Genomic DNA, 21,314 nt, shown 5'->3' with positions numbered 1-21,314 from the left:
TATATGAGTATCGATATACAGATAGTGGCAGTCGATCTCAGCAAGCCCGACCACCGCACGGCGGTGGTGGATTTGCTTGATTGTTACGCAATGGACCCCATGGGCGGCGGCGAGCCACTCAGCCAACAGGTGCGCAAAGACTTGCCAGATGCGCTTGCGCGACGGGAAAATTATTTTGGCGTTTTCGCAGTAAAAGACAATAAATACATTGGCTTGGTCAATTGTTTTGAAGGGTTTTCTACATTCGATTGCCGCCCGCTACTGAATATTCATGATGTGATCGTGGCCAGCGAGTCGCGTGGCGAGGGTGCCAGCCGCCTGATGCTGGAAGCGGTCGCCGAGCTGGCCCGCAAGCGCGGTTGCGGCAAGCTGACACTCGAGGTGCTGCAGGGCAACACCCTGGCGCAGGCTGCCTATCGCGCGCTGGGTTTCGCGCCCTACGGGCTTGATCCGAAGATGGGCAATGCCATGTTCTGGGAAAAACCACTCTGACCCACGGGAGGTAAGTTACTGCGCGGCCTGCTGCCGTGCCTGGCTTGCCTGCACCACGCGATTGGCGGGAATGCTCAGCTGCGCAAACAGGTAGCGCTTGAACTCGGCACTGTACGGCTGGCGATCAATCGCCTGCTGCATGCAGCCCAGCCAGGCATCGCGCGCCGCAGCGTCAATCGGCCACTGCGCGTGGAAGGCGGGAATGCTGATCAAGCCGTAGCGCTCCTGATACAACCGCGGCCCGCCCAACCAACCCGACAGAAAACACACCAGTTTGTCCTCCGACGCACTGAGATCGGCCTTGTGCATGGCCCGGACGTTAGCCGCGCCATCCCAGCTGTCCATGATGCGGTAAAAATCCTCAACCAACTGACGAATGCCCGTCAGTTCACCGGCCGCCTGGTAGGACGCATCCGCTGTGCCGAACATCGGCGTATGGGTCTGGCTCATGATTATCCTCGATGACTGATCGCTACCGCTTGCAGTAGTCCGAACGGGACCCTTGCTCGCGCCGTGAGCAGCTGTAACACCGTCCGCGCCAAAAAAGTATGACATGGGTCAAGCAAATGGGTGAAAGCGCGCGACACGAACGCGACACAAGGTCGCACGTACGCAGTGCGACAAAAACCTCCCGGCGGCTCACCAGAAAGCGCTGGGCAGCCCAGCAACGGCGCGGGCTTTCAGCCAGCCCGCAGAACCTTCGCGGATGATCCGCAACCGTCAACTGGCCGCGTTGCGTAAGCCAAACCCGCTGATTAGAGCCGCTTTGCATTTGCGAAACACTCTGAAATATTTTGTAATATTTGCGCCTTGAGTCAGGGTGGCTGGCGTTTCAGCCACAAGGATACCTGAGCTTGCCACGCCTTCGCAGGCTGGCAGCAGGCCCGATCTGACCGTCCCGTGGCCCTGTGGCCGCAGTCCGTAATGATCTAGGGCGAGCGCGTAAGGAGCTGCGCAGCTCGACCCACGCTGACTAACAACGACAACAGCAAATGAATCGGTTTCGCCGCAGCGATAACCGGACGCCTTCGTGCGCCCTGAGTTTCGGCATCACCGCTTTAATCACCACCCGCCATACCCGGGTGGCACGTCGGTACCGCTGCCGGAATGTCGGCGTGGCGCCAGTTCATCCAACAAGGCCGCAACATGAAAATAGAGCAGTTCACTGGATATCTGAAACACCTTGTCTGGCTCCCCCTGCTGATACTGGGCGGATGCAAGATGGCACTGCTTGACCCCAAGGGGCAGGTCGGTATGGACGAGAAGTCGCTGATCATCACAGCGACCCTGTTGATGCTGATTGTGGTCATTCCGGTGATCGTGATGACCCTGGCGTTCGCCTGGAAATACCGCGCCGGCAATACCAAGGCGACTTACCGGCCCAACTGGGCGCACTCCAACCGCATTGAGCTGGTGGTCTGGCTGGTGCCCTGCATCATCGTTGCCATTCTGGGCACCATTACCTGGACCAGCACCCACGAGCTGGACCCGTACCGGCCACTGGATTCTGACGTCAAGCCGATCGAAATCCAGGTGGTCTCGCTGGACTGGAAGTGGCTGTTCATCTACCCCGAGCAGGGCATAGCTACGGTCAACGAAATTGCCTTCCCGACGGATACGCCGGTGAATTTCAAGATCACCTCACAGTCGGCCATGAACTCCTTTTTCATCCCGCAGCTGGGTAGCCAGATTTACTCCATGGCCGGCATGCAGACCAAGCTGCACCTGATCGCCAACCACGAGGGCAGCTTTGAGGGTATCTCGGCCAACCTCAGCGGTGAAGGCTTCTCGGACATGAAGTTCCAGGCCATTGCGACCTCGGAGCAGGGTTTTGCCGACTGGATCGCCAAGGTCAAAGCCAACAGCGACAACCTAGACCAGAGCAACTACCCGGCGCTGGCTGCGCCCAGCACAGCGGATCCGGTGCGCTATTTCGGCAGCGTCAGCCCGACGCTGTATCAACACATTCTCATGCAGTACGCCCACGGCGGTCATCACGCGATGCACCACGCCGAGCACGCAGATGCCGACATGCACGGCATGCCCATGAACGCCAGTATCGAGGAGTCTCACTAAGATGTTCGGCAAATTAACTCTGGAGGCCGTGCCGTTTCACGAGCCTATCATCATGGTCACCCTCGCCGTGGTGGCGCTGCTTGGCTTTGGCGTGGTTGCCGCGCTCACCTACTACCGCAAATGGGGCTACCTGTGGTCTGAGTGGCTGACCTCGGTCGACCACAAGAAAATCGGCGTCATGTACATTCTGGTTGCCTTGATCATGCTACTGCGCGGCTTTGCCGACGCGATCATGATGCGCGGCCAGTTGGCCATGGCGCAGGGCGCTGAACAGGGCTTTCTGCCGCCGGAGCATTACGACCAGATCTTCACCGCGCATGGCGTGATCATGATTATCTTCATGGCCATGCCGTTTATGGTCGGTTTGATGAACATCGCCGTGCCGCTGCAAATCGGCGCGCGTGACGTGGCCTTTCCGTTCCTCAACTCACTCAGTTTCTGGCTGTTTGTCGCCGGCGCGATTCTGGTCAACGTGTCGCTGGGGGTAGGGGAGTTCGCGCGTACCGGCTGGGTGGCTTATCCGCCGCTGGCCGAGCTGGGCTACAGCCCCGGCGTGGGGGTGGATTACTACATCTGGGCCCTGCAGTTATCGGGGCTGGGAACGCTGCTCACAGGGGTCAACTTCCTGGTCACCGTGTTCAAGATGCGCACCCCCGGTATGACCCTGATGAAGATGCCGATCTTCACCTGGGCCTGTACCTTCACCAATATCTTGATTGTCGCCTCGTTCCCGATCCTGACCGCAACCCTGGGTCTGCTGACGCTGGATCGCTATCTCGACATGCATTTTTTTACCAACGAGCTTGGCGGCAACGCCATGATGTACATCAACCTGTTCTGGGCCTGGGGCCACCCCGAGGTGTACATCCTGATCCTGCCGGCGTTCGGTATCTTCTCTGAGGTTATCTCGACCTTTTCCGGCAAGAAGCTGTTCGGCTATACCTCCATGGTCTGGGCCAGCGGCGCGATTACCCTGCTGGGCTTTGTGGTCTGGTTGCATCACTTCTTTACCATGGGCTCGGGGGCCAACGTGAACGCCTTCTTCGGCGTGGCCACCATGATCATTTCGGTGCCCACCGGGGTGAAGCTATTCAGCTGGCTGTTCACCATGTTCCGTGGCCGCGTGCATTTCACCACACCGGTGCTCTGGACCCTGGGCTTCATGGTCACCTTCACCATCGGCGGTATGACCGGCGTGCTGCTGGCGGTGCCGGGTGCCGACTATGTGTTGCACAACAGCCTGTTCCTGATTGCCCACTTCCACAACACCATCATCGGCGGTGCGGTCTTCGGTTATCTGGCCGGCTTCACCTTCTGGTTCCCCAAGGCCTTCGGCTTCAAGCTCGACGAGCGGCTGGGCAAGGGCGCCTTCTGGTGCTGGTTTACCGGCTTCTTTGTCGCCTTCATGCCGCTCTATGTACTGGGATTCATGGGCATGACGCGCCGCCTGAACCATTACGACAACCCGCTGTGGCAACCCTATCTGATCGTTGCCTTCTGCGGCGCAGCATTGATCTTCTGCGGCATTCTGTTCCAGCTTGCTCAGTTGATCGTCAGCTTCAAGAATCGCGAGCAGCTGCGCGATCTGACCGGCGACCCGTGGGGCGGCCGTACGCTGGAATGGTCTACCAGCTCACCACCGCCGTTCTACAACTTTGCACAGCTGCCTACCGTGCACACACTCGATGCTTTCTACGACATGAAAGAGAAGGGCACCGCCTACCAGCGGCCTGAACATTACAGCCCCATTCACATGCCGAAAAACACCGCCGCGGGCGTGGTCATCGGCCTGCTGGGCGCGGTATTCGGCTTTGCCATGATCTGGCACATCTGGTGGATGGCCGGCCTCAGCTTCCTCGGCATGGTCGCGACCTTCATCGTGCGCAGCTACAACCAGGACGTGGACTACTACGTGCAGCCGGACGAGATCGAGCGTATCGAAGACCGTCACCACGCGCGTTTTGAAGCTCACGGTAATGCGCTCAACTCCCACTCTCTGGCAGGGCAGGTCTAAACCATGTCAACAGATGTAATGCACTCCCACGCCGGCGGTCATGACCACGCGCATGACCACGATGCCGGTGGCAACACCGTGTTCGGATTCTGGCTCTACCTGATGACCGACTGTGTGCTGTTTGCCAGCGTCTTCGCCACCTACGCGGTGCTGGTCAATCACACCGCTGGCGGCCCCAGCGGTAAGGACATTTTCGAGCTGCCCTATGTGCTGGGCGAAACCTTTCTGCTGTTGATCAGTAGCTGCACCTACGGCTTCTCGATGATCGCAGCGCACCGCGGCGCCAAAAGCCAGGCGCTGGGCTGGCTAGCGGCGACTTTCCTGCTGGGCGCCGGTTTCATCGGCATGGAAATCAACGAGTTTCATCACCTGATCGCCGAGGGCTTTGGCCCCGACCGCAGCGCCTTTCTGTCGTCCTTCTTCACCCTGGTGGGCATGCACGGCTTGCATGTAACCGCCGGCCTGGTGTGGATGCTGGTATTGATGGCGCAGATCAAGACTCGCGGTCTGACGCCGCAGAACAACACGCGGCTGATGTGCCTGAGCCTGTTCTGGCACTTTCTGGATATCGTCTGGATCTGCGTGTTTACCATTGTCTATCTGATGGGAGTAGTCGCATGAGTCACGCACATACCGACGCCGGTGCCGGCCACGGCAACTACAAGTCCTACGCCATCGGCTTCGTGCTGTCGGTCATCCTCACGGTCATTCCCTTTGGCATGGTCATGAGTGGCGACGTCAGCCGGCAGGTCGCGCTGATCACCATGCTGGTGATGGGCGTGGTGCAGGTGGTGGTGCATCTGGTGTGCTTCCTGCACATGAATACCTCCTCCGAGGGTCGCTGGAATCTGCTCGCCTTCCTTTTCACCGTGCTGATCATCATCATGCTGGTGGGCCTGGCCATCTGGATCATGGTCAACGCCGACATGCTGATGATGCCCTGGATGTTCCAGTGAAGCTCAAACGCTATCTGCTGATCACCAAGCCGGGCATCATCTTCGGCAACCTGATTGCGGTGGCCGGGGGTTATTTCCTCGCGGCGCAGGGCCAGATTGATCTGACCCTGCTGCTGGCCACGGTGATCGGGCTGTCGTTGGTAGTAGCCAGCGGCTGCGTGATGAACAACTGCATCGACCGCGATATTGACCGCCACATGCAGCGCACGCAGGGCAGGGTGCTGGTCACCGGGCAAATCTCGCTGCAGGCGGCCATGGCCCATGGCGTGCTGCTGGGGCTGATCGGTTTCGGGCTCTTGTGGTGGTTTACCAACCCGGTAGCCACCTTGCTCGCGGCCTTCGGCTTCATCATTTATGTCGGCTTCTACAGCCTGTGGCTCAAACGCACCTCGGTCTACGGCACCCTGGTAGGCAGCCTGTCTGGTGCGATGCCGCCGGTGGTGGGCTACTGCGCAGTGACCGGCCAGTTTGATACCGGCGCCGCGCTCTTGCTGCTGATTTTCTGCCTGTGGCAGATGCCGCATTCGTACGCGATTGCCATCTTCCGCTTTGACGATTACAGCGCAGCCGGCATTCCGGTGTTACCGGTAAAGCAGGGCATCAAAGTCGCCAAACAGCATATCGTCTGGTACATCGTGGCTTTTGCCGGCGCCGCGCTGATGCTGGCCCTGTCCGGTTTTGCCGGTTACGGCTACCTGGTGATTGCGCTGTTGGTGAGTATCTGGTGGTTGCTGATCGCGCTGTCCGGTTACAAGCAGGAGGTGGACGATCGGGTGTGGGCGCGCAAGCTGTTCGGCTTCTCGATCATCGCCATCACCGCGCTCAGCCTGATGATGTCGATCGACTTCCGCGTAGTGCCGACCCAGGCGCTGTTTGCGGCCCTGTAGCGCCAGTGCTGTAACAAGCGTCCCCGCCCTGTGCGGGGATTCTTGTTTAATGTGGCTCAGGCAGCCAGAAAATCCAGCATGGCGGCGTTTACCGCTGCAGTCGCCTCGCTTTGAATCCAGTGCCCCTTGCCCTCCAGCATGACCATGTGCAGATCAGGAATGCGCGGGGCCATCATCGCCCGGAGCCGCTCTTCACTGGCGCCCTGAATGGTCATATCGCGGCTGCCGACGATGAACAGTACCGGGCAACTGATCTGGCTATCGCGCCAGGGCAGCATCTGTCGCCAGTTTTCATCCAGGTTGCGGTAATAATTGATGCCACCGGCAAAGCCGCTGTGGCGATAGGCCGCGATGTAGTAGCTCAGGGCGTCATCCGTCACCCAGCTTGGCTGCTCGGTCGGTTTACCCAAGCGGCCAATCCAGCCACCGCCTTCCTTGGTAGAACGGCCCAACAGGGGAGGCTCGCGCGGGGTGTCCGGCGAGCAATAAAGCGCGCGCAGAATGCCCTCGGGGTCGGCATCGAACTCGCCCTCGGCCACGCCCGGCTCCTGAAAGTAGATCTGGTAAAAAAAGTCGTCACCAAAGTATTCACGCAAAAACTCAATCGGCGGCTGGTCAGCGACGGGGCGCAGCGGCACGCTCATGTTAATCAAACGGGATACCCGCTCAGGGTGCCGCTGCACAAACTGCCAGCAGTTGATTGCGCCCCAGTCGTGGCCAATCAGCAATATCGGTTGATCACCGCTTGCCATTTGGGCCAGCTCCGCCATGAACTCGCAAATACGCGACACGTTGTAATCGGCAATCAGCTCAAGTGACGCGGTGTCGCCAAAGCCGGGCATATCCGGCGCCACGGCACGATAGCCCGCGTTGGCCAGTGCCACCATCTGCTCTCGCCAGCAATACCAGCATTCCGGCCAGCCATGGATGAGCAGAGCAACCGGGCCTTGGCCAAGCGTGGCAACGCGCGTTCTCAGGCCGGTTACTTGCCAGTGCTCAAGCGAGATGTCGTCCAGGCGGTACATAGGTGGTCCTTATTGTTGTTTGCAGGTGATCCAGCTACTGATTAACGCAGCGCCCGCTGCCAGGTCAAGACAACTCAGCCTGTTGAATAACCCACCATGCCGAACAGCGGCACTCGGCGCGCTTGTATAATGTTATATTATAACTATAATTGCGCATCGATAATGTAACCGGAATTTATCCCCGATGCCTGAACGTCTTCCCGTAACCGTGCTGTCTGGCTTTCTTGGCGCCGGCAAAAGCACACTGCTCAATCGTATTCTGAAAAACCGTGAGGGCCTGAAGGTCGCGGTGATCGTGAATGACATGAGCGAGATCAACATCGACGGCGCTGAGGTGCAGCGTGATGTCAGCCTCAATCGTGCCGAAGAAAAGCTTGTAGAAATGAGCAATGGCTGCATCTGCTGCACCCTGCGCGAGGATCTGCTGGAGGAAGTAGGGCGCCTGGCAAAGGAGGGGCGCTTTGATTATCTGCTGATTGAATCAACCGGCATCTCTGAACCGCTGCCGGTAGCGGAAACCTTTACCTTTCGCGACGAACAGGGTCAGGCACTGTCTGACATTGCCAGGCTGGATACCATGGTCACCGTGGTCGATGGCGTGAACTTCCTGACCGACTACCAGCGCTCGGAGAGTCTCGCCAGCCGAGGTGAAACCCTGGGTGAAGAAGACGAACGCTCAATCACCGATCTGCTGGTGGAACAGGTTGAATTTGCCGATGTGATCCTCATCAGCAAAAGCGATCTTATCTCCAGCGCCGCGCGTGAAGAGCTGGAATCCATCCTGCGCAGCCTCAACCGCCACGCCCGCATACTGCCGATGGTGATGGGCCAGGTCCCGCTGGCTGAGGTAATCAACACCGGCCGCTTCGACTTTGATCGCGCCGCGCAGGCGCCGGGCTGGTTACAGGAGCTGCGCGGTGAACACGTGCCGGAGACTGAGGAATATGGCATTGCCTCTAGCGTATACCGCGCGCAGCGACCTTTTCACCCGCAGCGCTTTTACAACTTCATCAGCGCCGGTTGGCAAAACGGCACCTTGCTGCGCTCCAAAGGCTTGTTCTGGTTAGCCAGCAAATGGGGCGAAGCGGGCAGCTGGTCGCAGGCCGGCAGCCTGATGCGGCATGGTCTAGCCGGGCGCTGGTGGCGCTTTGTCGACAAGGCGCACTGGCCTGAGGACGCGGAGACCGTGAACGAGATAATGCAGCACTGGCACCCTGAAAGCGGTGATTGCCGCCAGGAACTGGTGTTTATCGGTCAGCAACTCGATACTGCGCAGCTACATCGGGACCTCAACGCCTGCCTGCTCAGCGACGAGGAAATGCAGGTAGAGCCCGCCTACTGGCAGCAACTGCCTGATCCCTTTGGCAGCTGGACCACGGCAGAGCAGGGCGGCTAGCCCCCCGCTCAGGCGTTGGTGCTCGCCCGGCGGCGACGGGTGAGCACACGGGGGCGGGCCAGATCGTACAGCCAGTTGAATATCAAGGTGTACGGCAGAAACAGCAACACCAGACCGATATCCAATAACAGCGCCTGCAGCAAGCCAACATGCAGCCACCAGGCAATCAGCGGCACCATCACCAGCAGCAGACCCAACTCGAACAGGCCGGCATGCAGCAGTCGTACCCACAGCGTGCGTGGCCAGCCAAGGCGGCGCTCAAGGGCCTCGAAGCCAGCGCTAAATAGCATATTCCAACCCATCGCAATCAACGACAGCATTACCGTCAGCACGCCCGTGCGCGCCAGGCTTTGGCTGGTCATCAGCGCGATCAGGGGCGCAAAGAGCACTAGCGCAATCAGCTCAAACAGCAGCGCATGCAGCACACGTTCAGGCAGTGATTTGTGGGGGGTGAGGGCGGCGGAAGACATAACAAACAGCTCCAGAGATCGACATCGGCATTTTCTCCGGTTTAACCTGCATTAATAAATTAGGTTCCATCGGGAAAGCCGATATGAAGTTATCGCCAGAATCACTTGAAGCCTTTATGCAAGCCGCTGCCCAGGGCAGCTTTAGCGCCGCAGCGCGGCGCCTGGGCAAAAGCCAATCCACGGTCAGCGAAGCGGTCGCGCGGTTGGAAATCGACCTTGGCGTCAACCTGTTTGATCGCAGCGGCAAAGCACCCATGTTGACCGATGCAGGCCGCGCATTGCTGCCACGAGTAGAGGATGTGCTGGGCGCCTCTGATCGCTTGCAGTTGGCCGCTGGGGCGCTGGCAGGAGGGCTTGAAGCCAGACTCACACTGGTCATGTCCGATGCCTACCAGTCACCGGATTACAAAACCCGGATGACCCGATTGGCAGAACGTTTTCCCGAACTGGAACTGGAATGCGTATTTGCCGAACACGCTGATGTCATCAACCTGATCAGCAGCGGTCGCGCGGCCCTGGGTCTATTGCCGGCAACAGGCCCACATCCGCCCGAGATTGGCAGCGCAACCGTCGCCGAACGCGCCGAATTTGCAATTTTTGTCGCCGCCACACATCCGTTGGCCACAACCGCGCAGCTAAGCCTGGACGAGCTGGGGCAATGGCGCTCACTACGCCTCAATACTTTGCACGAAACCGGCGCACGGCTGGATGACGTACCAAAAAGCCGCGTACGCAGCTGGTCAGCGCCCAACTATCTAATACTGCTTGATCTTGCCGTACTGGGCTTCGGCTGGGCCGCCTTACCGCGTTGGCTGGTCAATAGCTACGCCGCCGAACGCCTGGTTGAACTCCAGATACCGGGTTGGCCACGTCATCAGGCGCTGGAAGTTATCTGGTCTCGCGAACGACCGTTAGGGCCGGCAGGGAGCTGGTTACGTGATGCCTTGTTGAATACAGAGTTGAATGCAGAGGAGTTGTGAGCAGTGAGTACTGAATACATAAGAATGAAATACGCATTATCGTATTTAACATAATATATATTATGCGAATCGCAATGTTTGGTGAAGACGCTCCGGAGTAATCAATCCTCAACATTGAAACATCAGGTTCAACGACTGGTCACCGTTCACAAATCACCTCGCGTCTACCTGGATAACTGGTTTTCCCGAACTATGCTGTGACGTGAGCAATTTGCTCGGTTGAGGCTGCTGGCTGAGCAACAGAGTGGCCAGGTTGTATGATCAAATACAACGGAGGTAACCCTGTGAGTTCACCCATCACTACGCGCAGTTTCGGCAGGACGCTGCTCAGTACCGCCTTGATCCTAAGCCTTAACGTGGCGGCAGACAGCAAACGCTTCGAGGAACTGGCCAATCTCCCGCTCGAAAATAATCGTCCCACGGCCGAAACCGCTCAGACCCTGACCGAGGAACTCTGGTTCCAGCGTGCCTCGCAAACCTATCTGTGGGCGATGCCACTGCTTAACACCATGGGCATGCGCGACGGTTTTGCCGCAACGTACTCGCCAACCTACAACACCATGGCGATCTGGGAAAAACGGCTGGACGCCAAGACGCTCATCACCACGCCCAACTCGGATCTGATTTACGGCATGGTCTTTGTCAACCTGGCCGATACAGGCCCCCTGGTATTCGAAGCGCCGCCCAAACTGCAAGGCATCCTGCTCGATATGTGGCAGCGGCCAATCCCGCATGACGGTGGCAAATTCTTTGGCGACATTGGCCTGCCTGGCCCCGACGGAGGCAAAGGCGGCAAGTTTCTGATACTGCCGCCAGGTTATACCGGCGATGTGCCGGACGGTCACTACGTCTACCGCTCGGCTACCAATAACGTTTTCATCTTCCTGCGCTCCTTCTACCAGTCTCTGGATAACATCCAGCCCGCGGTCGATGTACTCACGCAGAGCGTGTTGTATCCGCTCGGCAAGCAAGACAGCGCCGCACCCATGAGATTCGAGATGGCTTCAGGCAAGCCCCACAACATGCTGCCGCGCACCGACGCTGAGGCCTTCAAACAACTCAAGTATCTGGTCGACACCGAGGGTTCCAACCTCGCCGACCCTGACTGGCTGGGGATGCTGGCCGGTCTGGGTATCGTACAGGACAAGCCGTTTGAACCGAGCGCCGACACCACCAAGATTCTGGATGCGGCGGCCATGACCGCCTACAAGACCAGTCGCGTGATTGGCCTGCAGCAAGGCACTGGCGACTCCGACTTCCGCGTCTACCAGGACCGTCAGTGGTTGAATCCGATCAACAACATGGAAGCGCGCTGGCCGGATGCACTAGTCGACCTCAGTTTCACCACCCAAGGCGGGTTCCGGGAGCTGGATGCCCGCACCTGGTTCTTTACCGACTACTATTCAATCAGCCCCGGCATGGTCTCCATGACGCCAGGCAAGGGCGCGTACTACATGATCGCGTTCAACGATGGCGCAGGCGACGCGCTGGATGGACACAGCAACTACAAGGTAGAGCTGCCCCCCAATATCCCGGCAGAGCTGTTCTGGTCGGTAACGCTGTACGAGGCCGAAAATGCGTCTGGTCTGAATAACGGCCAACCCTTCCCCTCGCTGGGAAAACTCGACAACCCTGAACAGAACCCCGATGGCAGCACAACTTTGTACATTGGACCGGAAGCGCCCGAGGGCAAGGAAAGCAATTGGCTCGCCACCGCACCGGAGCGCGGATTTTTCACGATTCTTCGGTTGTATGCACCTTCTCAGCCAGCCCTTGACGGTTCTTGGAAACCCGGCGACATCGAAAAAATCCAATAAAAGTCCAATCGTATCTGCGGGTCCTGCCCCGCTCTACTGCTACCTCTCATGTGGATGACACGCTATGAACGTAAAACTGAAATTGCTGACCACTGCGCTGCTGTCTGTTCTGTTTGCCGCTGGCTGTGAGCCCACCGAACCGGAGGTTGAAACGGAGCCAACCGACACCGCAGACAATACTCCACCTGCTGCCGCGCCTGAGACACTCCCGAAGGCTGAGGCGCCTGAGGCGCCGAACGATACTGCTACCGCTCTACTTACCCTCGAGGAAGCCCGAGAACTAGAAACCACCCTGCCCGGCCAAAGCGACGTGCCAGTCACCAAGCACAACTTTGCATTTGCCAGCCTTGATGTTGCCATGCAGCGCGAAGTAAACCTTGGTGCCACCAATACGTTTTACCACCACCGCAAACCCATGGAACTGGACAAGCAGCCGGCGGTGCTGATGAATCGCGACACGTTGTACTCGTTTGCTGTGATTGATGCATCCCATGGTGCGACGATCAGCGTGCCCGAGGGGGACGGACGTTACTTCTCCGTTCATGTCATGCAGCATGATCACGTCACCGATAACGTCTATTACGGCGCGGGTGACTATGTAATCGACCCTGAAACGGTAACCAACTTCCTGGTCGTCAATATCCGCACCCAGGTCAATCCAAATGATCCCGAGGATATCGCCAAAGCCAATGCCCAGCAGGATCAGTACAAGATCACCTTCCCCAACGGCTACGAGCCCAAGCCCTTTGTTGTCATCGACTGGAACGAAGAGCAGCTCAAGGCCCTCACACAGGAGTACGTGAATCTGGGCGACACTCGGGGTGTGAGCAAGACCATGGGTGCGCGCGGCAGCATCACCCAGGATGACATCAACGTAGGCGCGGCTGCGGCTACCGGCCTGCTACCTGACCAACACGCCTGGTATTCCTTCAGTACCTACAAGGTCAGCAAGGAAACCTGCTATAGCGCGCAATACTCTATTCCGGGCATGGCTGATCCAGAGCTTGGTTTCTATTCAATGACTATCTACGGCGATGATCTTTACCTAAAAACCGAGGAAGGCTCGAGCCTCTCCAATCACGAGATCCAGTCTGATGAAGGCGGCAACAGCTTTACGCTGCATTTCGGCACGCCCGACACCTGCGGAGAGAACGCTAAAAACCTGCTGATCGCGCCCACCGATAACTGGACTTTGGCTTTCCGTGTTTACATGCCCGACCAATCAGTACAGGACAACCAGTATGCGTTGCCCGATCCCAAGCCTGTAAGCAACTGAACTCAGCCCATGCAGGAAGTGTTCAGCACCGCGCGGCCATGACCAAGCAGGATACGGGGGCGCGCTTAGCGCTCCCGTTCAACACGGGCCTGCTGGGCCAAGCCCAGGAAGTCGTCCGCCGGCATGGGCTTGGCGAACAGGTAACCCTGTCCAAAATGGCAGCCCAGGGATGTCAGGATGGTTTTCACCACTTGATGCTCGATGCCCTCGGCGGTGGTCTTCAGCTTAAGGCTGTGTGCCATTTGAATGATTGCAGTGACGATCGCGCGGTTCTGCTCGTTGCTGCTGAGGTTGGTGACGAATGACTTGTCAATTTTCAATTTATCGACCTGGAACCGTTGTAGGTACGAAAGATTGGAGTAACCGGTGCCAAAGTCATCAATCGACAGTTTTACGCCCAGCTCTTTCAGGCTTCTCAGTCGCTGAATGAAGCTGTCGGATTTTTCCAGCAACATCGACTCGGTCAACTCGAGTTCCAGTAATGCAGGCGGCAATGCTGAAGCCACCAGCGCCTGGGCGATAATCGCCTCCAGATCGCCGCGGTGCAGCTGCACCGTAGAAAGGTTTACCGAGACGGCAAGCCCCCTAGCGCCCTGCCTCTGCCAGCGGGCGGCTTCATGGCAAGCCTCATTCAGTACCCATTCGCCTATCTCGGTAATCAGCCCAGATTGTTCGGCCACGCCAATAAACAGGTCTGGCCCAAGCAACCCGCGTTCCGGGTGGTGCCAGCGCAGCAGCGCCTCTGCGCCTACCAGCTTGTTGGCAGTTAGATCCACAATCGGTTGAAAATGCAGTACGAATTCACTGCGTACCAACGCCTGGCGTAAGTCCTGCTCTATGCCGAGTCGCTCATGGGTGTTGACGTTCATTTGCTCATCGAACAGGCAATAGCTATTGCGGCCAGTTGATTTGGCGCGCTGCATGGCCAGCTCTGCCTTGCGTAGCAAAGCCGAAAAATCGTCACCGTCGCGCGGAAACAGCGCAATGCCAATAGACAGTGAGGTGATCAGTTGCATGTCACGCAGCTGGATCGGCTGGCTGACTATCTCCTGCATACGGCGGGCTACCGTAATCGCAGTGTCCTGACTGTCCAGGTCGGGCAAGGTCATGATGAACTCATCCCCGCCCTGGCGGCTGACCGTATCCGCCCCGCGGATCGCCTGCTTCAGCCGACCAGCGATGGCTTGCAACAGTTCATCGCCCGCGGCGTAACCCAACGAATCGTTGATGGTCTTGAAGTTGTCGATATCGACGAACAAAAGGGCCAGTTGCCTGCCCTGCCCCCTCGCCCGCTCGATTGAACCTTGCACCAGCGTGGCTATCGCCTCGCGATTGGGCAAATCGGTCAAGGGGTCATGGTGCGCAAGGTGAGTCAGCTTGGCTTCCGAGGAGTGCAGGCGGCGCATTTCCTGTTGCAGCAACATGCGCGCAGACCGTAAATCGCGCATCAGCAGCGAGATGGCCAGCGCCGAGACTACCAGTATGCAGCTGACCACCACCACACGCCCAACCCCCATTGGCGCTGGGTAGTAAGCTTTCAATCCGCTGACGGCGGCATAGCTGATAAACGCGACCACACACAACATGAGGCCCAAGAGCGTCAGAAAAAGACCGCGGCTGGCTACGGTGCCAGCAACCACCAGCAAGGCAGGAAAAGCCAGTATCGCACCACTATAGAGCCCCTGGCTGTGCCACATGGAGAGACTGACGACCAGCGTCAGCGCAACCAGCACCAGCCGCACCGAGGCGTCCACGCGGCCTCGCCGGTTAAGCCGGCGAGCGAACATGACCACGGTGAAGGCCGCAGCGACCAGGCCACTATTGAACAGGTCACCCGAGCTAAGGGTACGCAAGGCAATCAGCAGTAATATGACCGCGAGCGCGTTGGCGATCAGCATCAGCCGGTCAGCCTGTTGAGTCCGCACATTACTCTGCAGCAAAGACTCCAAATCCGTTTCTTCCTGCATGTTTGGCATACAGTGCATGCTTCCTTAGCGACAACGTTCTATGAGCTCAAATACAGCGCAATCGCGAACGCTAACGAATATCGTGCAACCTGCGCAAGCCCCGAGCTTGAGCGTTGCAAACGCGGTTTTGGACGCGCCCGCTCTAACTCGCGGCCTGCGTCATAAAAATAGCGTCAAAATAAATTTAATTGATTGGCTGGTATAGACGGGAGGTGCGGGGCGTGACGCACCTCACAAAAGAACAACGTTTGGATTGACGCTTTGGCTGTAAGCCGAGCAAACCGCTAACGCGGTAGCTTGGCCGTCGCAAAGTCTCGGCGGTCAGACCTGAGAAACGCGCCTGGCCGCCGGGATACGTGGTGGTGTTATGGGCTGACCAGTGGTTGCTCCTCCGAGGCAACACGCAAAAGCGCCCCACCAGAGGTAAGAAACTCAACCGTCTGCCGCTGCACGGCGTTCATGGTCGCGGTCCCGTTGGCCACGGGGAACAGAGCATTGAACGGCGCCATGCTGGCCGGACGATCCTCAAGGTGCAGTGAGAAGTGACTACCGCCAGTGTAACGAACCACCCGACGAACCGGGCTTTCAGCCGCCGCTCCGCTGGTCAGCGGGCTCAGGTCACTGCTTTGCCACAAGGGGGTAGTTCCTGACAAAGGCGCGGTTTCTGCTACCTGGGTGTCCGACAGACCGACAGTCCGGAAGATGGCGTTGTAGTTAGCTGCATTCATCAAGTTGTTCGGCAGCACCAGATCGGGCGGATTACCACTCTCTGAACCTACCATTTCAACCATGTGGACGCCGGCCGTACCGGCATTGATGGCCCGGGCATAGTTGATCGGGTCGCCGCTGTCCTGTACCGCCTGATCCAGAGCAAAATATGCCTCATACTCGGACGTGCCATAGTCCAGCCCCTGCGCCGCAAGTTGTGGCCGGAAGCGCGAGGCAAATACGACGGAACCATCAAATAGCTTGGCCATGCCGCCGCCCGGCACATCAAGCGTGAAGGCCTGCACCTGATCGTCGGCAACGGTGCCAGCAAACATCGAGCCGATTACACCCCCCATCGAAATACCCACGTAGCCTACCCGGTTGTTGTCCAGTCTCTGCCCACCAATATTCATGCTGTCCAGGCTGGCAAGCAATTGATGCAAGTCAGCCACTGTCTGGCGGCGGATGTCGCGTACGGTAGCGGGTGAGCCATTCATTGAGTGCGCGCCAGAGGCATCCATCACGCCATCACCGTCCATGTCGATATAGAAGTGTCGTTCGTTGGTCGGATCCATCAACAGGCCCGCCAGCGCATTACTGGAGGTCACGCCGTGCAGCGGGTGATCGATGGCCACGACGGCCCAGCCCTGCGCTGCGAAGTGCGCCGCCAGCCCGACCGCAGCGGAGCGGTCACTTCCCTGGCCATGTTGGTAGATAACTACCGGCCAACCCGCTGCTGGAGCGGTGCCAGTGGGGAGCGTAACCACCATGGGCAGGTCGACGGCCTGATCCGTCACCGGCGCGCGGCCGGCGGCAATATCAAAGCGCGTGACGCCATGACCCAGCACACTGACCCACTGCCCTTCAAGCACTGAACTGGCGTCTTCAGCGCTGGTTAGGCCGTCATCGGCCGCGATATTGGCCGGTTTGTTGTTGAGGTAATAATGCACCTGCTGCAAGGTGCCACGGTAAATGTTTGCGTTGGGCAAAACGGTGCCCGCCGGCGCAGCCAGGGTAAAACTGCTGTTGTGGGCACGGGCGTGCTCTGCCAGATAATCCAGCACCGGACTGATGGCTTGCGTGCTGAAGGCAAAGCTGAGCACCACGTCATCGGGATCGATGCCTGCCCCTTCGATCACCGCTCTAATTTCGCCGTACAGTGCTTTCAGGTCACCGGTTGCTGCCGACTCGCCGCTGGCTGGCTCACTGTTGGCTTGATCAAAATGTTCGTCACGGCCCACCGCAACCGCCTCGGCGCTGTTCAAACCGTCGAGCAGCAGGGGAATATAGCCATTGGAAAAAGCCGTTGTCTCCAGGTCCGAGGCAGCAATCACGCTCTGATAGAAGGCACCACCCTGCTCCAGACAGGCCAGATCATCGCCACTGGCGAGCGGAACGAGCGGCTTGAGCAGCAGCAGATGGTCATCCGTCGCCGCCACGCTGACGCTGAACTGATCGGTGACCGCATCGGCACAGGTAAAGTCGGCCAGCGGCACTTGATGGCCACTCATCGCGTCATGTGCATTCAGTGCAACGGCGTTGTTGATCGCCTCAACCGCCGCAGCCGCGCCCTCTTCAGAATACAGACTGGCCGCGTCCTGCAGCAGCTGCGCAGTCGCCGGCGACACCAGAGTCGTGCGTAACACGACAACATTGTCATCGAGGAATTCGCCGTCAATCGCCTCACTGAACGGTACTTGCACTGGCGCGACTGTAGACCAGCCGTCAAGGTCGTTTACCTGCTCAAGCAGGGTTGTATAGCTCCCCTCTGCAACATCGTTCAGCAGGATATTCAGGGTGCCGTCCGTGGTGCCGCGCATGGCCAAGTTGTTGGGTATGGGCAGCGCCCGGTCAACCAGACTCGCTGCGGGATCAAACAGAGGATAAAAACTGGACCGCGTTGCTGCTTCGTCATCGCCACCCCCACCACTACTAAGACAGCCGCCGAGTGCGAGGGTGGTTGCCAGTGCCAAAGGGGTGAGTTTTATATAGGGGTTACTGCGCATAATGACTCCATATTGTTGTTGTGGGCGCCTTGTATGGGCCTTTTTTTAGAAATCAGATACCGCCATTAATAGGACATATTCGATATTTGTTCCATTGGTTGTTAGCCAATCATTATTGTGTATGGCGAGACATATCGAACAACTGGATCTGCTTCTGCTGCGTAACCCTTTACGGCCTTGCGAAGCTGCGGTTTGGCGCGATCAGCGCTGGGTGCTGTAGGGCGTGTTACGACGGGCTGAATATTTTGGCGTATCGCAGATCAGCGCTTTCAAGACTCCAAGGTGCTACCCTGCCCTACTACGTAGCCGCACCTGGCCGGTGGTGGCGCCCGTCGTCAGCCCCTGCCCGAGAGGTTGAACGCACAGCCACCTGAGCAAGGGGCCTCAGCGATCATGTGTGCGACGGTGGACCCTACCGGAGGGCAGGTTATTGGAGACGCTGAGGGCACCTGGCCCTAGGGCTGCCAGAGTTAACCAGAGACGCCGCCAGGTGATGAGAAGCTGACAGCCCGACCGTACGAATTTAGCGCAACGCGCATGAAAAGCGCGTCTCGCTGCGATATTGCCCTGCAATCATTGCGCTGGCCAACTATCATAGGCACAGGTGCTTTTGCCGAGATAGTTATGATACGTAGTGACGCCCATGCCTTTTAACCGCCGCGAGTCGCCCTTCAATCTGAGGCGCGCCATCTTCAGCCAAAAGAACGTGCTGGCATGGTTTGTTCTGGCTATCGCGTTACTTACCTCGCTGCTGGCCTGGCAATACCTCCGACAACGTGAGGTGGTGCTGGCTGAACGCCAGTTTGAGCTGCTGGCCACCGACATGTCTGCAGCTATTCGCAAACGCATGGTCGACCATGAACAGATTTTGCTTGGCGCGGCCGGCCTGATCGATGCCAGCGAGCAGGTTACCCGGCAGGAATGGAAGCAGCAGATCGAACGATTACGGCTGTCTGAGCATTATCCCGGGATCATGGGCGTGGGTTTTGCCGCGGCTATTGCGCCTGAGCAGCTGACAGCTTTTGAGTCGCAGGTTCGCGCGGAGGGCTTCCCGGCCTTTCGCGTACATCCCGAGGGCGAACGCCCCTTCTATACCTCCATTTTGTTTCTTGAGCCTTTTTCCGGCCGTAACCTGGCGGCGTTCGGCTTCGACATGTACTCCGAAAGCACCCGCCGGCAGGCAATGCAAAATGCCGTAGACAGCGGCAAGACCAGTGTCACTGGAGCGGTAACGCTGTTACAGGAAACCCATGGCAAGGTGCAGGCTGGCATTCTCATGTATGTGCCGGTGTATGCGAGCGGCATGCCTCTGGGCACCGCAGAACAGCGCCAGACGGCACTCAAGGGCTTTGTCTATAGCCCCTATCGGATGGGCGATTTGCTGCGCGGTATTCTTGGTTACGCCAATCCGCGGATCAGTTACGAGCTGCGCGATGTAACCGACAGCGCCGTGCCCCAGCTGCTGTTTGCAACTGAACAATCCAAAGGCGCCAAGGCGCCGCTGTTTAGCCGCCAGATCCTGGTGCCGCTGTACGGTCGCGACTGGCAGTTATCATTCAGCAGCACAGCGGAGTTCGATCAGAGCATACCCTCCCACGCGCTGGTACTGATTGCCGGTGTGGGCATCGCCTTGATGCTGTTCTTGCTGGCGTCCCTGCTTAATTTGCGTCGCGATCAGGCCGAAGCGCTGGCCGCGCGTATGACCGAAAAGATGCGTGCCAGCAACGATGCCCTGAGACAAAGTGAGGAGCGACAACGGCTGGTACTCAAGGGCAGCAACGATGGCTGGTGGGATGTCGACATCGAGCAATGGCGCTTTGTGGCGTCTGCGCGCGCCTGGGAAATGCTCGGTTATCCACAACATCGTGGGTTTCAATCCCTGCACCGGTGGCAGGCGGTTATCGCGCCCGCGGCGCGACATACTTTGTTGAAGCAACTGCAGCAGGCGCTTGCATCAGACACCATGTCGTTCGCCTGCGAAACACGCTTCCTGCACAAGAATGGCAGCGAGGTCTGCCTGTTACTGCGCGGCGCACTGCAACGCGATGATGCCGGCAAGGCGCTGCGCGCCAGCGGTACCATGCTTGACCTGACCGAGCAAAAGCAGGTCGAGGCCATGAAGAACGAGTTTGTCTCGACCGTCAGTCATGAGTTGCGCACCCCGCTGACATCCATCTCCGGCGCGCTGGGCATCGTCAATAGTGGGTCGCTCGGCGCGGTCCCAGAGCCCATGCAAAAAATGCTGGAGATCGCGCATACCAACAGCCTGCGCCTGAACCACCTGATCAATGACCTGCTGGATATGGAAAAGCTGGCCGCTGGTAAAATGACTTTCGATATCCGCGTACAGCGGGTAGATGTGCTGGTAAGCGATGCGATTGCCGCCAACCAGGGCTACGCCGACAAGCATCAGGTGACCTTGCAGTGCGCACCGAGTAACGAGTATTGGGCCAATGTGGACGGCATCCGCCTGCATCAGGTGCTCAGCAACTTTCTCTCCAACGCGATCAAGTTCTCGCCACCCGCAGGCCTGGTAAAGGTCACATTGGAGCGGTCCGCCGGCCGCTTGCGTATCAGCGTATCGGATCAGGGCGAGGGCATACCGGCCTCCTTCCAGCCCATGATTTTCAGCAAGTTTGCCCAGGCTGATAGCGCCGATAATCGGCAGAAGCCGGGAACCGGCCTGGGTTTGGCGATCAGCCGCGACCTGATGGAGAAGATGGGCGGCGAAGTAGGCTTTCACTCAGAGCCTGGCCAGGGCGCGACCTTCTGGCTGGAATTGCCCCTGGCCGCTACCGATATAGAGGAGGTCTCTGAGGCGCCAGCCGAGCATGCAACCCGGGTGCTGGTGCTGGATGACGACGAGACTTACGCACAGTTCATGGGGCTGATGCTGCGCCGCGCTGGCTACCAGCCGGTTATCATCCACAGTATGCGAGAAGCACGCCCGATATTGTTTAACGAGCCACCAGATGCCCTGGTGACCGATCTGCGCTTGCCGGATGGCCACGGCCTCAGCCTGATCAGGGAGCTGCGCCTACAAAATGCCACACGGCACCTGCCGGTGCTGGTGGTTTCAGCCTACTGCGATGAGGGGCAGCGACTGCTGGATGGGCGGGTAGAGGGCGTTGCCTGGTTAGACAAGCCGGTCGAAGAGTTTAAAGTGCTACCGGTGCTGGCAGACTTAATAAAGCGCGCCAATGCGCAATCAACTCAAAGCGGAACGTGATAAACAGCTAAGTAC

The 21,314-nt window shown here is 58.4% G+C and carries 16 protein-coding genes; 11 read left to right on the top strand and 5 right to left on the bottom strand.

What is annotated here, in order from left to right:
* The first annotated feature begins 3 nt into the window (after window positions 1-3).
* Window positions 4-492, top strand: coding sequence for a GNAT family N-acetyltransferase (locus tag BLU26_RS02760; RefSeq protein ID WP_092283637.1), 489 nt, complete (start codon window positions 4-6; stop codon window positions 490-492).
* A gap of 15 nt (window positions 493-507) precedes the next feature.
* Here the strand turns inward: BLU26_RS02760 and BLU26_RS02755 are convergent, their stop codons facing one another.
* Complete coding sequence (locus BLU26_RS02755) at window positions 508-942, bottom strand: group II truncated hemoglobin (RefSeq protein WP_092283635.1); 435 nt, start codon at window positions 940-942, stop codon at window positions 508-510.
* 696 nt (window positions 943-1,638) lie between these two features.
* Between BLU26_RS02755 and cyoA the strand changes: the two genes are divergently transcribed.
* The 5 genes from cyoA to cyoE are packed head-to-tail and all read left to right on the top strand — an operon-like array spanning window position 1,639 to window position 6,425.
* On the top strand, window positions 1,639-2,568 hold the full coding sequence (gene cyoA / locus BLU26_RS02750) for a ubiquinol oxidase subunit II (RefSeq protein ID WP_092288336.1): 930 nt from the start codon (window positions 1,639-1,641) through the stop codon (window positions 2,566-2,568).
* 1 nt (window position 2,569) lies between these two features.
* Window positions 2,570-4,582: a cytochrome o ubiquinol oxidase subunit I gene (gene cyoB / locus BLU26_RS02745; RefSeq protein WP_092283633.1), complete on the top strand. Its 2,013-nt coding sequence runs from the start codon at window positions 2,570-2,572 to the stop codon at window positions 4,580-4,582.
* Between the two features lie 3 nt (window positions 4,583-4,585).
* On the top strand, window positions 4,586-5,203 hold the full coding sequence (locus tag BLU26_RS02740; protein ID WP_092283631.1) for a cytochrome o ubiquinol oxidase subunit III: 618 nt from the start codon (window positions 4,586-4,588) through the stop codon (window positions 5,201-5,203).
* Window positions 5,200-5,538: a cytochrome o ubiquinol oxidase subunit IV gene (locus BLU26_RS02735; RefSeq protein WP_092283629.1), complete on the top strand. Its 339-nt coding sequence runs from the start codon at window positions 5,200-5,202 to the stop codon at window positions 5,536-5,538. Before BLU26_RS02740 ends, BLU26_RS02735 begins: the two co-directional genes overlap by 4 nt.
* Window positions 5,535-6,425, top strand: coding sequence for a heme o synthase (gene cyoE, locus BLU26_RS02730; RefSeq protein WP_092283627.1), 891 nt, complete (start codon window positions 5,535-5,537; stop codon window positions 6,423-6,425). Before BLU26_RS02735 ends, cyoE begins: the two co-directional genes overlap by 4 nt.
* A gap of 56 nt (window positions 6,426-6,481) precedes the next feature.
* On the opposite strand, the gene BLU26_RS02725 is transcribed toward cyoE, so the two are convergent.
* On the bottom strand, window positions 6,482-7,450 hold the full coding sequence (locus BLU26_RS02725) for an alpha/beta fold hydrolase (protein ID WP_092283625.1): 969 nt from the start codon (window positions 7,448-7,450) through the stop codon (window positions 6,482-6,484).
* A gap of 184 nt (window positions 7,451-7,634) precedes the next feature.
* On the opposite strand from BLU26_RS02725, the gene zigA reads away from it, so the two are divergent.
* A complete protein-coding gene (zigA, locus tag BLU26_RS02720) occupies window positions 7,635-8,846 on the top strand; it encodes a zinc metallochaperone GTPase ZigA (protein WP_092283623.1) in 1,212 nt (403 codons plus the stop codon).
* An 8-nt stretch (window positions 8,847-8,854) separates the two neighbouring features.
* On the opposite strand, the gene BLU26_RS02715 is transcribed toward zigA, so the two are convergent.
* A complete protein-coding gene (locus BLU26_RS02715; RefSeq protein WP_092283621.1) occupies window positions 8,855-9,316 on the bottom strand; it encodes a PACE efflux transporter in 462 nt (153 codons plus the stop codon).
* A gap of 83 nt (window positions 9,317-9,399) precedes the next feature.
* On the opposite strand from BLU26_RS02715, the gene BLU26_RS02710 reads away from it, so the two are divergent.
* The 3 genes from BLU26_RS02710 to BLU26_RS02700 all read left to right on the top strand — a co-directional run bounded on the left by BLU26_RS02710 (window position 9,400) and on the right by BLU26_RS02700 (window position 13,389).
* Window positions 9,400-10,296 carry a LysR family transcriptional regulator gene (locus BLU26_RS02710; RefSeq protein ID WP_092283619.1) on the top strand — a complete coding sequence of 299 codons (897 nt, stop codon included), beginning with the start codon at window positions 9,400-9,402 and terminating at the stop codon, window positions 10,294-10,296.
* Between the two features lie 284 nt (window positions 10,297-10,580).
* Window positions 10,581-12,113, top strand: a complete 1,533-nt coding sequence (locus tag BLU26_RS02705; RefSeq protein WP_231701997.1) for a DUF1254 domain-containing protein — start codon at window positions 10,581-10,583, stop codon at window positions 12,111-12,113.
* Between the two features lie 64 nt (window positions 12,114-12,177).
* Window positions 12,178-13,389, top strand: coding sequence for a DUF1254 domain-containing protein (locus BLU26_RS02700; protein ID WP_092283615.1), 1,212 nt, complete (start codon window positions 12,178-12,180; stop codon window positions 13,387-13,389).
* A 65-nt stretch (window positions 13,390-13,454) separates the two neighbouring features.
* On the opposite strand, the gene BLU26_RS02695 is transcribed toward BLU26_RS02700, so the two are convergent.
* Both BLU26_RS02695 and BLU26_RS02690 read right to left on the bottom strand, forming a co-directional pair.
* Window positions 13,455-15,365 (bottom strand): putative bifunctional diguanylate cyclase/phosphodiesterase, encoded by a 1,911-nt coding sequence (locus tag BLU26_RS02695; protein WP_172830634.1) that lies wholly within the window; start codon window positions 15,363-15,365, stop codon window positions 13,455-13,457.
* A 356-nt stretch (window positions 15,366-15,721) separates the two neighbouring features.
* A complete protein-coding gene (locus BLU26_RS02690; protein ID WP_092283611.1) occupies window positions 15,722-18,070 on the bottom strand; it encodes an alpha/beta fold hydrolase in 2,349 nt (782 codons plus the stop codon).
* Between the two features lie 643 nt (window positions 18,071-18,713).
* Here BLU26_RS02690 and BLU26_RS02685 point away from each other — a divergent pair.
* Window positions 18,714-21,299 (top strand): hybrid sensor histidine kinase/response regulator, encoded by a 2,586-nt coding sequence (locus BLU26_RS02685; protein WP_092283609.1) that lies wholly within the window; start codon window positions 18,714-18,716, stop codon window positions 21,297-21,299.
* The last annotated feature ends 15 nt before the right edge of the window (window positions 21,300-21,314 follow it).

The organism is Halopseudomonas sabulinigri (genome assembly GCF_900105255.1).
Classification (GTDB): domain Bacteria; phylum Pseudomonadota; class Gammaproteobacteria; order Pseudomonadales; family Pseudomonadaceae; genus Halopseudomonas; species Halopseudomonas sabulinigri.
This window is presented reverse-complemented; position numbering and strand designations above follow the sequence as displayed.

Coding starts and splice junctions, on each gene's coding strand:
- BLU26_RS02700 (WP_092283615.1), top strand. CDS start 12,178: ATGAACGTAAAACTGAAATTGCTGACCACTGCGCTGCTGTCTGTTCTG.
- BLU26_RS02690 (WP_092283611.1), bottom strand. CDS start 18,070: ATGCGCAGTAACCCCTATATAAAACTCACCCCTTTGGCACTGGCAACC.
- BLU26_RS02715 (WP_092283621.1), bottom strand. CDS start 9,316: ATGTCTTCCGCCGCCCTCACCCCCCACAAATCACTGCCTGAACGTGTG.
- BLU26_RS02710 (WP_092283619.1), top strand. CDS start 9,400: ATGAAGTTATCGCCAGAATCACTTGAAGCCTTTATGCAAGCCGCTGCC.
- zigA (WP_092283623.1), top strand. CDS start 7,635: ATGCCTGAACGTCTTCCCGTAACCGTGCTGTCTGGCTTTCTTGGCGCC.
- BLU26_RS02760 (WP_092283637.1), top strand. CDS start 4: ATGAGTATCGATATACAGATAGTGGCAGTCGATCTCAGCAAGCCCGAC.
- cyoB (WP_092283633.1), top strand. CDS start 2,570: ATGTTCGGCAAATTAACTCTGGAGGCCGTGCCGTTTCACGAGCCTATC.
- BLU26_RS02725 (WP_092283625.1), bottom strand. CDS start 7,450: ATGTACCGCCTGGACGACATCTCGCTTGAGCACTGGCAAGTAACCGGC.
- BLU26_RS02755 (WP_092283635.1), bottom strand. CDS start 942: ATGAGCCAGACCCATACGCCGATGTTCGGCACAGCGGATGCGTCCTAC.
- BLU26_RS02735 (WP_092283629.1), top strand. CDS start 5,200: ATGAGTCACGCACATACCGACGCCGGTGCCGGCCACGGCAACTACAAG.
- BLU26_RS02695 (WP_172830634.1), bottom strand. CDS start 15,365: ATGCCAAACATGCAGGAAGAAACGGATTTGGAGTCTTTGCTGCAGAGT.
- BLU26_RS02685 (WP_092283609.1), top strand. CDS start 18,714: ATGCCTTTTAACCGCCGCGAGTCGCCCTTCAATCTGAGGCGCGCCATC.
- cyoA (WP_092288336.1), top strand. CDS start 1,639: ATGAAAATAGAGCAGTTCACTGGATATCTGAAACACCTTGTCTGGCTC.
- BLU26_RS02740 (WP_092283631.1), top strand. CDS start 4,586: ATGTCAACAGATGTAATGCACTCCCACGCCGGCGGTCATGACCACGCG.